This is a genomic window from Caballeronia sp. LZ035, from assembly GCF_031451175.1.
Taxonomy (GTDB): Bacteria; Pseudomonadota; Gammaproteobacteria; order Burkholderiales; family Burkholderiaceae; genus Caballeronia.
This window is the reverse complement of sequence record NZ_JARUXS010000001.1, coordinates 505,831-519,201: the sequence shown is the minus strand read 5'-3', so window position 1 is coordinate 519,201 and position 13,371 is coordinate 505,831. Positions and strand designations below refer to the sequence as shown.

Sequence of the window (13,371 nt, the reverse complement as noted above, 5' to 3'; positions counted from 1 at the left end):
CGCTGGCCGGACATCCTCTCGCGACGTCCGGCAAACCTCGTTCTTACTCCACGTGTTCGCCGTGCAGCGTGATGTCGAGACCCTCGCGTTCCTGTTCTTCGGTGACGCGCAGGCCCATCGTCATGTCGATGACCTTCAGCAGGATGAAAGTGACGACGCCGCTGTAGATCAGCGTGACGAGCACGCCCTTCGCCTGGACGAGCAGGCTGCCGTCGAAACCGCCGATGTCCTTCACCGCGAAGACGCCCGTCAGCAGCGCGCCGATGATCCCGCCCACGCCGTGCACGCCGAACGCATCGAGCGAGTCGTCGTAGTTGAACTTGTGCTTGAGCCAGGTGGCCGACCAGAAGCAGACCACGCCCGCCACGATGCCGATCACGATCGCACCCGTCACGCCGACGAAGCCCGACGCCGGCGTCACTGCCACCAGGCCGGCAACCGCGCCGGAGATGATGCCCAGCACGGACGGCTTGCCCTTGGTGAGCCACTCCGCGAACATCCAGCCGAACGCGGCGAAGGCGGTCGCGATCTGCGTCGTGAGCATCGCGAAGCCGGCACGGCCGTCAGCCGCGACCGCCGAACCCGCGTTGAAGCCGAACCAGCCCACCCACAGCATCGATGCGCCGATCAGCGACAGCACCAGGTTGTGCGGCGCCATCACTTCGCGGCCGTAGCCGACGCGCTTGCCGAGCACCAGACAGCACATCAGGCCCGCGATACCGGCGTTGATGTGAACCACGGTGCCGCCGGCGAAGTCGAGCACGCCAGCCGACGCGAGCCAGCCGGTCGGTTCCCAGACCATGTGGGCGATCGGCGAGTAGACGATCAGCGACCACAGCGTCATGAACACGAGCATCGCCGAGAACTTCATGCGGTCGGCAAATGCACCGGTGATGAGCGCCGGCGTGATGATCGCGAAGGTCAGCTGGAACGCGAAGTAGACCGACTCCGGAATCGTCGAGGCGAGGTGGCTCACGGTGAGCGTCGTCGCCTTGTCGCCCTTGATGTAGGCCATGCCGTGCAGGAACACGCGCGAGAACCCGCCCAGGAACGAGCCGCCCGGCGTGAACGCGATGCTGTAGCCCACCACGGTCCAGATGATCGTGATCAGGCAGCAGATCGCGAAGCTCTGCATCACGGTCGCGAGCACGTTCTTCTTGCGGACCATGCCGGCGTAAAACAGCGCGAGACCCGGAATCGTCATGAACAGCACGAGGGCCACCGAAGTCAGCATCCACGCGGTGTCGCCCGAGCTGATCTTCGACGAATCGACCATGAACGGTTCGGTCGGCGCGGCGGGCGCTGCGTCCGAGGCGCCGGAAGCCGCAGCGGCTGCTTCAGCCGACGAGGCCATCGCCGTGTTGGCGGAAGCCGGTGCGCTGGCGGCGGTGTCCGACGACGCGGGCGCCGAGGCCGCGGCCGGAGCCGACGCGTCCTGGGCGAGAGCGGTGCCGACATTCGCGCCGATCAGCGCGCCAGCCACCATCAGTGACATCAAAAAATTACGCATTCTTCTGGTTCCTCTTATCGCCAATTTCTTCTTAGAGCGCGTCGGCGCCGGTCTCGCCGGTGCGGATGCGGATAACTTGTTCGATCGCGGTGACGAAGATCTTGCCGTCGCCGATCTTGCCGGTGCGCGCGGCGCGTTCGACAGCTTCGATTGCCTGATCGACGATGTCGTCCGACACGGCGGCCTCGATCTTCACTTTCGGCAGGAAGTCGACGACGTATTCCGCGCCACGGTAGAGCTCGGTGTGTCCCTTCTGCCGGCCGAAGCCTTTCACCTCGGTCACCGTGATGCCCGAGACGCCGATGGCCGACAGCGCTTCGCGCGCCTCGTCCAGCTTGAACGGCTTGATGATTGCGGTAATGAGCTTCATGTATCCCTCGCGGTGGTGTGCTGTTCCTTCATTGCCTTCTGAAGCGGGATGCGCCGGGTGTGACCGCCATGTCCGCAGGTCCACGCCGCCGGGAGCAGCGTGCCGAAAAGGTCGCGCCAGTTATGCAACTCGTATGCCATGCGAGTGTTCATGCGGGTTTGCGCGATGTTGAGAAACGCATGGGGAAAGCCTCGGCCGAACGGCCAGCGCGCGCCGCGCCTGCTGGCGTCGAGGATGGTTCATTGCTAGAGTGGCCTCGAAGTCCCGCAAAAAGGGGCACGGGCGGGATACGCGAGGCGCTGCGGCGCTAAAATCGCGGCGCCTTGAAGGTGCGCCGAGGCGTGCAGGCAGCGAAGCCCGCACGCACCAAAATCGAACATTCGATTATTCGGGGCACTGACCTAACAATGAATGCACTATTTCTGTGCAAAGAAGGGAGCAACGATGAAACAGCCCAACGATGTTTTCAACGATCTGCAGCAGAAAATGAGCGATCTCTTCAAGAATTCGCCGGCCAAGGATGTCGAACGGAACATGAAGGCCATGCTGTCGCAGGGCTTTTCGAAGCTTGATCTCGTGACGCGCGAGGAATTCGACACGCAGACGCAAGTGCTGATGCGCACGCGCGCGCGGCTGGAAGAACTCGAGAAGCGCGTCGCGCAGCTCGAACAGCGTCTCGGGGGCGCGGGCGGAAGCGGAGCGAGTACCGCGCAGGACTGAGGTCCCTCACTCCTCTACTGCGTATTCCGGCCAGCGAGCCGTCAGTTCCCAGCTGTGTTGCCGGCGCGCGTGCCGCGCCGTTTCAGGTGAAATCATGTCGCTTGCCGTGGTACGCAGCCGCGCGCCCGCTCCTGGGCGCGCGCCGGAAGTCGTCGTCGAAGTCCATCTCGCCAACGGGTTGCCGTCATTCTCCATCGTCGGCCTGCCCGATCTCGAAGTCCGCGAAAGCCGCGAACGCGTGCGCGCCGCGCTGCAGAACTGCGGCTTCGAGTTTCCCGTACGCAGGATCACCGTCAATCTCGCGCCCGCCGATCTCCCGAAGGAAACGGGCCGCTTCGACCTGCCGATCGCACTCGGCATTCTCGCCGCTAGCGGGCAGATTCCCGCGGAATCGCTCGAATCCCGCGAATTCGCAGGCGAACTGTCGCTCACCGGCGCGCTGCGTCCGATGCGCGGCGCCTTTGCCATGGTCTGCGGCGCCGCGCGCCAGCATGCGTGCGCACACGAGCGGGGCGAGCGCGTGCCGGAAATCTACGTGCCGCTCGCGAGCGCGGCCGAAGCGGCGCTCGTGCCGGGCATCGAAGTGTTCGGCGCCGCGGACCTGCCCGCGCTCTGCGCCCATCTGAACGGCGTGCCCGGCGCGCGCCTGCGTCCGGTGCAGGCGCCGTCGCTCGCACAGCGTGCAGCGCCCGGTCCCGACCTCGCCGACGTCATCGGTCACCCGGCCGCTCGCCGTGCGCTCGAAGTTGCCGCGGCCGGCGGACATCATCTGTTGATGGTGGGACCGCCGGGCGCGGGCAAATCGATGCTCGCCGCGCGTCTGCCCGGCCTCCTGCCGCCGATGAGCGACGACGAAGCGCTCACCTCCGCCGCGATTCTCTCGGCCAGCTCCATCGGCTTCGCGCCCGAGCAGTGGCGACAACGGCCGTTTCGCGCCCCGCATCATTCGTCGAGCTCGGCCGCGCTGGTCGGCGGTCGCAATCCGCCGCAGCCGGGCGAGATCACGCTTGCCCATCTTGGCGTGCTGTTCCTCGATGAAATCCCCGAGTTCGATCGCAAGGTGCTCGAAACGCTGCGCGAACCGCTCGAAGTCGGGCACATCACCATCTCGCGCGCTGCCCAGCAAGCCGACTTTCCTGCGGCGTGCCAGCTGATCGCGGCCATGAACCCGTGTCCCTGCGGCTGGCGGGGCGATCCGAGCGGACGCTGCCGCTGCACGCCAGAAGTTGCCACGCGCTATCTGCGCAAGCTGTCGGGGCCGTTGATGGACCGCATCGACATCCAGATTGAATTGCCTGCGCTGTCGCCGGCCGAATTGTCGGCACGCGGGGCCGCGCGCGGCGAGTCGAGCGCCGTGGTTGCGGCGCGCGTGGCGGCAGCCCGCGAGATCCAGTTGCAGCGCCAGGGAAAGACCAATCGTGAGCTGAGCGGCCGCGAAGCGGACGAGTGCTGCCGCCCCGATGCCGACGGCGAAGCGCTGCTTCGCGCGGCCGGCGAGCGGTTCGGCTGGTCGGCGCGCGCGTACTACCGCGTATTGAAAGTCGTGCGGACGATCGCCGATCTGGCCGGCGCCGACCGGCCCGACGCCGCACATGTGGCCGAGGCGGTGCAATACCGGCGTGCGCTTTCAGTGGCCTGATCACGCTGAAACGCTCTGGTTCGGGCGCTCCGAGGCAGAAACATGCTTGTCAAGACTTGACTTATACACATTGGAGCGATCTGGGACCGATTTTCGTCCGATCAAATCCCTGCAAGCACGTCCTTGCACAGACCATTGATTTTATTGAATTATTTAACTTGCCGCGAACGCAGGCAAAGTAACGTAAACCGCACGCATTGGGCATGTGCGCGTAAACGTTCAGTCTTTTCCACATAGTTATCCACAGACACTGTGGATAGCCCAAAAAACCCATATGAATCCGTCGATTAGCTTCCAAACCTGCGACGGAACTTTCAGTCGGGAAGCGGAACTAAGCCGCCTCCGATGTCAGTGGATGCTGAATTCGAAGGTTCCCTCTAAAACAGCTTGAAGGAGGAAAAGAACTGATCTGATTGCTCTGCCGGCGGCATCTCGTCCCCGACAATCGCGATTTGATAGACATGCGCGCCGCGCGCCACGAAGCGCGCGTAAATGGTCCGCGCTTCGCGCTTCGCGCCACTCTCGCCCTGAACCTGGATCTCGCTTCCAGGCACATGTCCGCCCATGGCGAGATCGATCTGAGCATCGCGCGTGGCCGGACGGGCGTTCACGTTGCGCGCCAGTCCAGCCTGAAGAAAGTCCAGCGCGGCGCGCTGCAGGGCGGGATCCGCACTCGGCAGCACCACGGTGCCGATCGCGAACACGGCATCGTTGGCCTCGGCGGTCTGCATGCGCATCGTCATGGCCTGACCGGCGATTTCGATCTTGCGCTCTTCCGAACGAGGCTTCGCAGGCAGGGTGACTTCGTAGCCATCATCGTTGTTCATGATGGTGCGCCAGTCGTAGGCGGGCGTGCAGGCCAGCAGGGCGCCGCATGCGACAGAAGCGCACACCATGGCGCGCATCGTTCGGCCAGCCAGGAGATTCGTATGACAGAAATTCGAAAGAGAAAACCTGCCGGACAGAGGGAAAACTCGCTTCATGGAAGACTCGTGAAAGACTCGTGCGTGAAAACCTTCATTATCTCGCGCTGATTCCCGGCCTATCGGCGCGTCACGACTCCATACCGAAAACGGCGCTAGAATACGCAGCACTTCCCTGTGCGGCGGCGCGTGTCTCCAGCGTCGTTTCCGGCAATCCGAGGTTCACATGTCCCAAGCCACGCAAGAATCCTCCACGCGCGCCAAAGGCCCGCTGCGCTATATCGCGATGGCGCTCGTCGCGGGCGTCATCGCCGGCACCGGCTATTTCGCCTTCGGCGGCCAGCAGAAGGTGCCGGACGCGACCTTCACGCTGCTGTCGGGGCAAAAGGTGTCCACTCAGGGCGATCTGAAAGGCAAGGTCTATCTCGTCAACTTCTGGGCGACGAGCTGCGAGACCTGCATGAAGGAAATGCCCGACATGATCAACACGTACAACAAGTTCAAGGGACGCGGACTGGAATTCGTCGCGGTCGCGATGAACTACGACGCGCCGATGTACGTGACCAATTACGCGCAAACGCGCAATCTGCCGTTCAAGGTGGCGATGGACGACGGCAGCGTCGCCAAGCAGTTCGGCAACGTGCAATTGACGCCGACGACGTTCGTCATCGACAAGAACGGCAAGATCCTCAAGCGCTATGTCGGCGAGCCGACTTTCGCGGAACTGGATCAGCTGCTCGACGAGGCGCTTGGCTCGGCCTGAGCGCAGCCGTTGCCTGACCCGAAACCGAAGCGCCCGCTGTCACTCCAGCGGGCGTTTTTCATTTCAGCGCTCCGCCGCCTCCCCCTTCACGACGATCCCATACCGCTTGATCTTCTCGTAAAGCGTTGCCTTGCCCAATTGCAGCCGGTCCGCCGCGACCGCGACCACGCCGCCGCAATGCTCCAGCGCTTCCGCAATCACCGCGCGCTCGAACAGTTCGGTGCGCTCCTTCAGCGATTGCGTCGACGGTTCCAGCGCGGCCGCTCCGCCATCATCGAGAATCCCCAGCACCATGCGGTCCGCCGCGTTGCGCAGCTCGCGCACGTTGCCAGGCCAGTCGCGCTGCATCAGTTCGGCGCGCCGGCGATCCGTGATCAGCGGCGCGGGCCGTTCGTAGCGCACGGCGGCATCGAGCAGGAAATGCTCGAAGAGCGGCACGATGTCCTCGCGCCGTTCGTTGAGCGGAGGCAGCGTGATGGTCACGACGTTCAGCCGGTACAGCAAGTCGCGGCGGAACGTGCCGTCGGCGACGAGTTCGTTCATGTCGCCCTTCGCCGCCGCGATCACGCGCAGGTTCGCCCGCACCGGCTGGTTCGAACCGAGCCGCTCCAGCACGCCGTCCTGCAGCACGCGCAGCAGCTTCACCTGCAACGAGAGCGGCATGCTTTCGATTTCGTCGAGAAACAGCGTGCCGCCCGAGGCAGCTTCCAGCCTGCCGATGCGCCGCTTCTGCGCGCCCGTAAACGCGCCGGCCTCGTAGCCGAACATCTCCGATTCGAACATCTGCTCCGGCAACGCGCCGCAATTCACCGCGATGAAGGGCTTGTCGCGACGCGGCGACATCTCGTGCAGGCTCCGCGCGATCAGCTCCTTGCCTGCGCCGGTATCGCCGTTGATGAGCACGGACGCATCCGTCGGCGCGATGTTCGCGATCAGCTGGCGCACCTGCCCGATCGCCGGACTGCGCCCGATGATGCGGCTCTGCCCCGCCAGCTCGCGCCGCAGCGCCTGGTTCTCGAGCACCAGCGAACGCCGCTCCAGCGCGCGGCGCACCGCTTCGATCAGGCGCTCGGAGGCGAACGGCTTCTCGATGAAATCGTAGGCGCCGTCGCGCATCGCCTGCACGGCCATCGAGATATCGCCGTGACCGGTGACGAGAATCACCGGCACTTCCGGCGCGCGCTCGCGGCACTGCGCGAGCAGGTCGAGACCGCTCGCGCCCGGCAGACGGATGTCGCTGACGATCACGCCAGGAAAGTTCGCGACGATCATCCGCTCCGCAGCCTCGACGCTGCCGTGCCCGGTCACGTCGAAGCCGGCGAGTTGCAGACTCTGCACGCTGGCGCGCCGCACGAGTTCGTCGTCTTCGATGAAGATCACCTGCAAACCGGTGGTCATGTCTTGCTCCAGCTAGAAGTTGCGCAACACTCAGGCGCGCCGCAGCGTCAGCACGAACTCCGCGCCATGCGAATGATCGGCATCGGCCTGCGTGCCGCCCTCGGGGCCGTCCGCGACGATCGGCGCCTCGCGATTGCGCGCGGTCAGCGTGCCGCTGTAATCGCGCGCGATCGCCGATGAAATCGCGAGACCGAGGCCCAGGCCCTGGCCCATTTCCTTGGTGGTGAAGAACGGCTCGAAGAGGCGCGGCAATGCGTCGGCGGGAATGCCGGGACCATTGTCGCGCACCGTGAGTTCGATCGTATCGGCGCGCACGGCAAGCTCGATGACGATGCGCGGCCGGTCGCACGACGCCACCGCGTCCAGCGCGTTGCCGACCAGATTGATCAGCACCTGCTCCAGCCGCAGGTCCTCGCAGCGCACGAACAGCGGCGGGCTGTCGCCGTCGAGTTCCGGTGCGATGTCGACCGTGACGTGCTTCATGCGCGGACGCAGCATCGAGAACACGTTGCGCAGCGCGCGCGCCACGTCGGCGCGCGCGTTTTTCGGCCGCGCCTTGGTGACGAACAGCTTGAGCTGGTTCGTGATGTTGCCCATGCGTTCCGTCAGCGCGGCGATCGCTTCGAGATTCTCGTGCGCAGCCACATGCTCGCCCCGCTCGATCAGCACGCGGGTGTTGTCGGAAAAGCTGCGCAATGCGGCGAGCGGCTGATTCAGTTCATGCGTGATGCCCGCCGCCATCTGGCCGAGCGCGGCGAGCTTGCTCGCCTGGATCAGTTCGTCATGAGCGGCGCGCAGGTCCTGTTCGGCACGTGTGCGCTCGGCCACTTCCTTCGTCAGTTGCGCGTTCGCCTCCGAAAGGTCCACCGTGCGTTCCGCGACGCGCTGGTTCAGCTCGGCATAAGCGGTCTGCAGCAGTCCGCGGCTGCGGATCATCTCGCGCACGCGCGCGCGCCGCATGCGCCAGTAGAACGCGAGCAGGCACAGCGAAACGAACACGAGCGCGGTGACGATCACGGCGTTCTGCGCGGCGCTTTCGACGGGATCGAGCGCGGCCATCGTGATGAGCTGCCAGTCGGGCTCGCCGATCGAACGATGGGTCGCGAGAAACGCCGGCGCATTGCGGCCGCCGCCCACGCGCACGATCTGCGCGCCGCCCGCGAGCGTCTTGACGATGCTGAGCGGCAGGGGCGTGATGGCCTGCTGCGCGTACTGGCGCGTCGCGTACACCGACGCCTCGATGTTCTGCGGCAGTGGCCGCACCGTGTGGTACTTCCAGCCCGGCACCGACGAGAGAAAGATCACGCCGTGGTCATCGGTGACGATGAGCGGCTCCGCTGCATCCGCTCCTTGCAGCCACTCCAGATTGAGCTTCACGACCACGACGCCGATGAACTCCTTCGTGCCTTCGCGATACACCGGCTGCGAGATGTAGTAGCCGGGTTCGGTCGAGATGGTGCCGATGCCGAAGAAGCGGCCGACACCGCCTTTGACCGCATCGATGAAATACGGCCGGAAGTTGTAGTCCACGCCGACGAAACTGTCCGCGCCGTTCCAGTTGCTGGCGGCCACGCAGATGCCGTTGGCGCGGATCAGATAGGTGACGGTGGCGTGCGCGCGCGCATTGAGGTCTTCGAGATAGCGGTCGGCCCGTTCGACGCGCGCCGCATCGGGATGATCGAGCACGTCCTGCACGACCGGATGCCGCGACAGCAGGTACGGCAGGTATTCGTAGCGGTCGAGCGTGCTCTTGAGCGTGTTGGTGGTGCGATCGACGCGCGCGGCCGCATTGAGCCGCAATTCGTCGATGCCGCGTTGCCAGGCCACCTGCCACGTGAGCGCGCAACACGCCATCAGCGCCGCGAAGAGCACGAAGAACACGAGGATGCGGCGCGTCACGTGGGCTGAGTCCCGCGAAAGAGGATCAACCATTGTGGCATAGGCGCCCGCGAGTTCCGGACCCGCAGACGACTGCGGCGAAGCGCTCGTGGAGTGAGGCTTCGCCGCTTGCATGATCACGTCGTGCGGAGGAAGGCGCCTGGGCAGGCTTAGACCGACTTCGCTTCTTCGACGTCGGTCACGTCGACATCACGGGACAAGGCCGCTTTCAACTTGCTGCGGTCGAGTTCCTTTTCCCACGCCGATACGACCACCGTCGCCACGCCGTTGCCGACGATGTTCGTCAGCGCGCGGCACTCCGACATGAAGCGGTCGATGCCGAGAATCAGCACCATGCCCGCGAGGGGAATGGTCGGCACGACGGCCAGCGTCGCCGCCAGCGTGATGAAGCCCGCGCCGGTCACGCCGCTCGCGCCCTTCGAGGTCAGCATGGTCACCGCGAGCAGCGTCAACTGCTGGCCCCACGAGAGATCCGTGTTGGTCGCCTGGGCGATGAACAGCACGGCCATCGTCATGTAGATGTTGGTGCCGTCGAGGTTGAACGAGTAGCCGGTCGGCACGACGAGACCCACGACCGAACGCGAGCAGCCGAGCTTTTCGAGCTTCAGCATCAGTTGCGGCAGCGCGGCTTCCGACGACGACGTGCCGAGCACGATCAGCATCTCTTCCTTGATGTACGCGACGAACTTCAGGATGTTGAAGCCGACCATGCGGGCAATGGCGCCGAGCACGAAGACCACGAAGATGATCGAGGTGAGATAGAAGGTGCCGATGAGCTTGAGCATCGGCAGCAGCGAGCCAATGCCGTACTTGCCGATGGTGAACGCCATCGCGCCGAACGCACCGATCGGCGCGAGCTTCGTGATGATGCCGACCATGCCGAACAGGATGCTCGACAGACCTTCGATGAAGTTCGTCACCACCTTGCCGCGCTCGCCGACGTGCGTGAGCACCGCGCCGAACAGCAGCGCGATCAGCAGGATCTGCAGGATTTCACCTTGCGAGAACGCCGAGACCAGCGTGTCCGGGATGATGTGCATGAAGAAGTCGACGGTGCTCTGGCCGTGCGCCTTGGTCGCGAAGGAATCGACGGCCTTGTGGTCGAGCGTGGCCGGGTCGACGTTGAAGCCGACGCCCGGACGCAGGATGTGCGTCGCGGCGAGGCCCAGAATCAGCGCGAAGGTCGAGACGATCTCGAAGTACAGCAGCGCCTTGCCGCCGACGCGTCCCACCTTCTTCATGTCTTCCATGCCGGCGATGCCGGTCACGACGGTACAGAAGATGATCGGACCGATCACCATCTTGATGAGCTTGATGAACGCGTCACCGAGCGGCTTCATGTCGGTGGCGAGCGCGGGATAGAAGTGCCCGAGCGCGATGCCGATGATGATGGCCACGATCACCTGCACGTACAGGATTTTATGGAGAGGTTTTTTCACGATGTTTCCTGGCAATAACCAGCAGTTGGCGGGAAGTCAGCCAGCGGCGAGCGTTGACGTGCGGGAGGATTCGTCCGTGCGCAGTGAAGCTTCGAGGATGCGCCCGGTGAATCGCGCCGCGTAAGCGTTTAGCCGCTTCGTCGGCGGATTCAGGGACGTCGGGATGCGAGAGGGGTCATCGGCTTGTCTCCTTGACTTTTATGGGCGGCTCATGGGCCGTGGCTTTCTTATTGCAAGGGGAGTGCCAGCGTTGATTTCTGCGTAACCTACTGATTTTTATGAATCATTTTTTCAGTCAGCGCTTTTTAAATCCGAGATTCCGGAAATCCGGAATAAAGGCGTCCGGCGATCCGGACAGGACTGAGCGGTCAAATGCCGTTCCGCGCTGCTTTCGCCTTCGTTGCTTCCAACAGCCGCTGCACAAACAAAAAACCCACGGTCTCCCATGGGTTTCTCACCAGGCGCAGAAACAGCCTTAAACCACGCCCGCTCCATGCGCCTGCACATCCGCGTGATAGCTCGACCGCACCATCGCGCCCACCGCCGCATGCGTGAAGCCCATCTTGTAGGCCTCTTCCTCGTACATCTTGAACGTATCCGGATGCACGTACGCGCGCACCGGCAAGTGATGTTCGGACGGTTGCAGATACTGACCGATCGTCAGCATGTCTACGTCGTGCGCGCGCAGGTCACGCATCACCTGGAGGATTTCGTCTTCCATTTCGCCGAGTCCGACCATCAGGCCCGACTTCGTCGCCACTTCCGGATGCAGCGCCTTGAAGTCCTTCAGCAGCTTGAGCGAATGGTGATAGTCCGAACCCGGACGCGCTTCCTTGTACAGACGCGGCACCGTTTCGAGGTTGTGGTTCATGACGTCGGGCGGCGCGGCGGTCAGGATGTTGATCGCGCGATCCAGGCGGCCACGGAAGTCCGGCGTGAGAATCTCGATGCGCGTGTCCGGCGACTGCTCCCGCACCTGCCGGATACATTCGACGAAGTGCGCCGCGCCGCCATCGCGCAGGTCATCGCGATCCACCGACGTGATCACCACGTACTTCAGCTTCAGCGCGCCGATGGTGCGGGCGAGGTTTATCGGCTCATCGGGATCGAGCGGATCCGGGCGGCCGTGGCCCACGTCGCAGAACGGGCAGCGGCGCGTGCACTTGTCGCCCATGATCATGAACGTCGCGGTGCCCTTGCCGAAGCATTCGCCGATGTTCGGGCAGCTCGCTTCCTCGCATACCGTATGCAGGTTGTGCTCGCGCAAGATCTGCTTGATCTCGTTGAAGCGCGAATTGCCGGTCGCCGTGCGCACGCGGATCCATTCCGGCTTCTTGAGCTTTTCGATCGGGATGACCTTGATCGGAATGCGCGAGGTCTTGGCCTGCGCCTTCTGCTTCGCGGTGGCGTCGTAGGGCGCGGGAGAGGCCGAAGCAGCGGCGGTGTCGCCGGCCAGGTTTGCGGTTGCGTCAGTCATTCGGTCGATCCGGTTATTGCAGCGGCTGATGCGGGGACGCCGCCGATTTGATGCGCCAGCCGTTCGGCCAGCGTGAAGGCTACGTCGCGCCAGTCGGCCGCGACGCCGAGCGTCGCCATGTCGACCGTTTCGAGCCCCGCGTAGCCGCACGGGTTGATCGCGAGAAAGGGCTGCAGGTCCATGTTCACATTCAGGCTCACGCCGTGGTAGCTGCAGCCGTTGCGAATCTTGAGTCCGAGCGCGGCGATCTTCGCGCCCGCATGCAGTGCGTGTAGCTCGCGCAGACGAACGTTCGCGCCCTGCGCCTCCGGACGTCCGGAGGGCTGCGCCACGTAGATGCCGGGCGCGCCGGCCTTGCGGTCGGTCGCGAGATTATACGTCGCGAGCGTTTCGATCACGGCTTCCTCGATGCGCCGCACCAGCTCGCGCACCATCAGCTTGCGCCGGCGCAGATCGATCAGCAGATAGGCCACCACCTGTCCCGGCCCGTGATACGTGATCTGTCCGCCGCGATCCACTTTGACGAGCGGAATGCCGCTGTCGGCGAGCAGCAAGTGAGCGGGATTGCCAGCCAGACCGAGCGTGAACACCGGCGGATGCTCGACGAGCCAGATTTCGTCAGGCGTGTCGGGGGTGCGGGCGTCGGTGAACGCGCGCATCGCGTCGAAGCTGTGATCGTAGGATTCGAGCCCCAGCCAGCGCAGCGTGACCGGCCATTCACCGGCCTCGAGGGCGGTGTCGGACGTGTCGGCTGTGTCTTGTGGGAGGGCGAGCGGTGTGGCGGACATGATCCCGGTAGTTTACCGAAAGTGGATCATGCCCGCCGATGGTGAATTCGCATGCTTGCGATGACAAAACCGAATAGTTGCCGAAGGCTTCAGACGGTTCTCCAGCCGGCGCGGAAACGCTGCGCGAGTCGTTCGATGCCTGCCGAGAACCACTGGATCGCGCGTTCGTCGCAACGAGGGACGATCGTGAAGACGACATACGCCGGCTGTTCGCCTTCCACCGACAGCCAGAGCCGCTCGCGTTCGCGCAGCTTGAGGCTGTCGCCGGGTTCGAGCCAGTAGTCGTCGATGTCGTTGCTGCGCGTCGCCCAGACCGCGTTGCCCTGCACCGCGAGTCGCGTGCCGCGGGCAATGCGCATCGGCACGGTTTCGCCCGGCTTGATCTCGAAGGTGACGCTTGTTGAAATTTCTCGCATGACCGACTCCGCCAAAGGAACGTTTCGAT

13 protein-coding genes are annotated in these 13,371 nt (G+C 64.3%); 3 read left to right on the top strand and 10 right to left on the bottom strand.

Translation table 11 applies throughout. The features are described from left to right. Positions 1 to 43 precede the first annotated feature (43 nt). The 3 genes from QCE88_RS02490 to QCE88_RS02480 are packed head-to-tail and all read right to left on the bottom strand — an operon-like array spanning position 44 to position 2,032. Positions 44 to 1,510 (bottom strand): ammonium transporter, encoded by a 1,467-nt coding sequence (locus tag QCE88_RS02490; protein ID WP_309898894.1) that lies wholly within the window; start codon positions 1,508 to 1,510, stop codon positions 44 to 46. A 31-nt stretch (positions 1,511 to 1,541) separates the two neighbouring features. Continuing rightward, positions 1,542 to 1,880 carry a P-II family nitrogen regulator gene (locus QCE88_RS02485; protein ID WP_014190273.1) on the bottom strand — a complete coding sequence of 113 codons (339 nt, stop codon included), beginning with the start codon at positions 1,878 to 1,880 and terminating at the stop codon, positions 1,542 to 1,544. Beyond that, complete coding sequence (locus QCE88_RS02480) at positions 1,877 to 2,032, bottom strand: hypothetical protein (protein ID WP_309898892.1); 156 nt, start codon at positions 2,030 to 2,032, stop codon at positions 1,877 to 1,879. The genes QCE88_RS02485 and QCE88_RS02480 overlap by 4 nt, the downstream gene beginning before the upstream one ends. Positions 2,033 to 2,324: 292 nt before the next feature. On the opposite strand from QCE88_RS02480, the gene QCE88_RS02475 reads away from it, so the two are divergent. Further along, positions 2,325 to 2,600, top strand: coding sequence for an accessory factor UbiK family protein (locus QCE88_RS02475; protein WP_309898890.1), 276 nt, complete (start codon positions 2,325 to 2,327; stop codon positions 2,598 to 2,600). Positions 2,601 to 2,694: 94 nt separating this feature from the next. Then, a complete protein-coding gene (locus QCE88_RS02470; protein WP_309898888.1) occupies positions 2,695 to 4,239 on the top strand; it encodes a YifB family Mg chelatase-like AAA ATPase in 1,545 nt (514 codons plus the stop codon). A gap of 377 nt (positions 4,240 to 4,616) precedes the next feature. On the opposite strand, the gene QCE88_RS02465 is transcribed toward QCE88_RS02470, so the two are convergent. Then, positions 4,617 to 5,333 (bottom strand): hypothetical protein, encoded by a 717-nt coding sequence (locus tag QCE88_RS02465; protein WP_309898887.1) that lies wholly within the window; start codon positions 5,331 to 5,333, stop codon positions 4,617 to 4,619. A 55-nt stretch (positions 5,334 to 5,388) separates the two neighbouring features. Here QCE88_RS02465 and QCE88_RS02460 point away from each other — a divergent pair, with 55 nt between their 5' ends. Beyond that, a complete protein-coding gene (locus tag QCE88_RS02460) occupies positions 5,389 to 5,925 on the top strand; it encodes a TlpA disulfide reductase family protein (protein ID WP_309898885.1) in 537 nt (178 codons plus the stop codon). Between the two features lie 63 nt (positions 5,926 to 5,988). Here QCE88_RS02460 and QCE88_RS02455 read toward each other — a convergent pair whose 3' ends face one another. From QCE88_RS02455 to QCE88_RS02430, 6 genes are all read right to left on the bottom strand, one after another. Then, positions 5,989 to 7,323 (bottom strand): sigma-54 dependent transcriptional regulator, encoded by a 1,335-nt coding sequence (locus QCE88_RS02455; RefSeq protein WP_309898883.1) that lies wholly within the window; start codon positions 7,321 to 7,323, stop codon positions 5,989 to 5,991. Between the two features lie 30 nt (positions 7,324 to 7,353). Beyond that, entirely contained in the window at positions 7,354 to 9,336 is a 1,983-nt protein-coding gene (locus QCE88_RS02450; protein WP_409018026.1) for an ATP-binding protein, read from the bottom strand. Positions 9,337 to 9,371: 35 nt separating this feature from the next. After that, a complete protein-coding gene (locus QCE88_RS02445) occupies positions 9,372 to 10,661 on the bottom strand; it encodes a dicarboxylate/amino acid:cation symporter (protein ID WP_309830193.1) in 1,290 nt (429 codons plus the stop codon). A 475-nt stretch (positions 10,662 to 11,136) separates the two neighbouring features. After that, a complete protein-coding gene (gene lipA / locus QCE88_RS02440; RefSeq protein ID WP_309898879.1) occupies positions 11,137 to 12,138 on the bottom strand; it encodes a lipoyl synthase in 1,002 nt (333 codons plus the stop codon). After that, complete coding sequence (lipB, locus tag QCE88_RS02435; RefSeq protein WP_309898877.1) at positions 12,135 to 12,926, bottom strand: lipoyl(octanoyl) transferase LipB; 792 nt, start codon at positions 12,924 to 12,926, stop codon at positions 12,135 to 12,137. The genes lipA and lipB overlap by 4 nt, the downstream gene beginning before the upstream one ends. A gap of 89 nt (positions 12,927 to 13,015) precedes the next feature. Continuing rightward, positions 13,016 to 13,342: a DUF2917 domain-containing protein gene (locus QCE88_RS02430; RefSeq protein ID WP_309898875.1), complete on the bottom strand. Its 327-nt coding sequence runs from the start codon at positions 13,340 to 13,342 to the stop codon at positions 13,016 to 13,018. Positions 13,343 to 13,371: the final 29 nt, after the last annotated feature.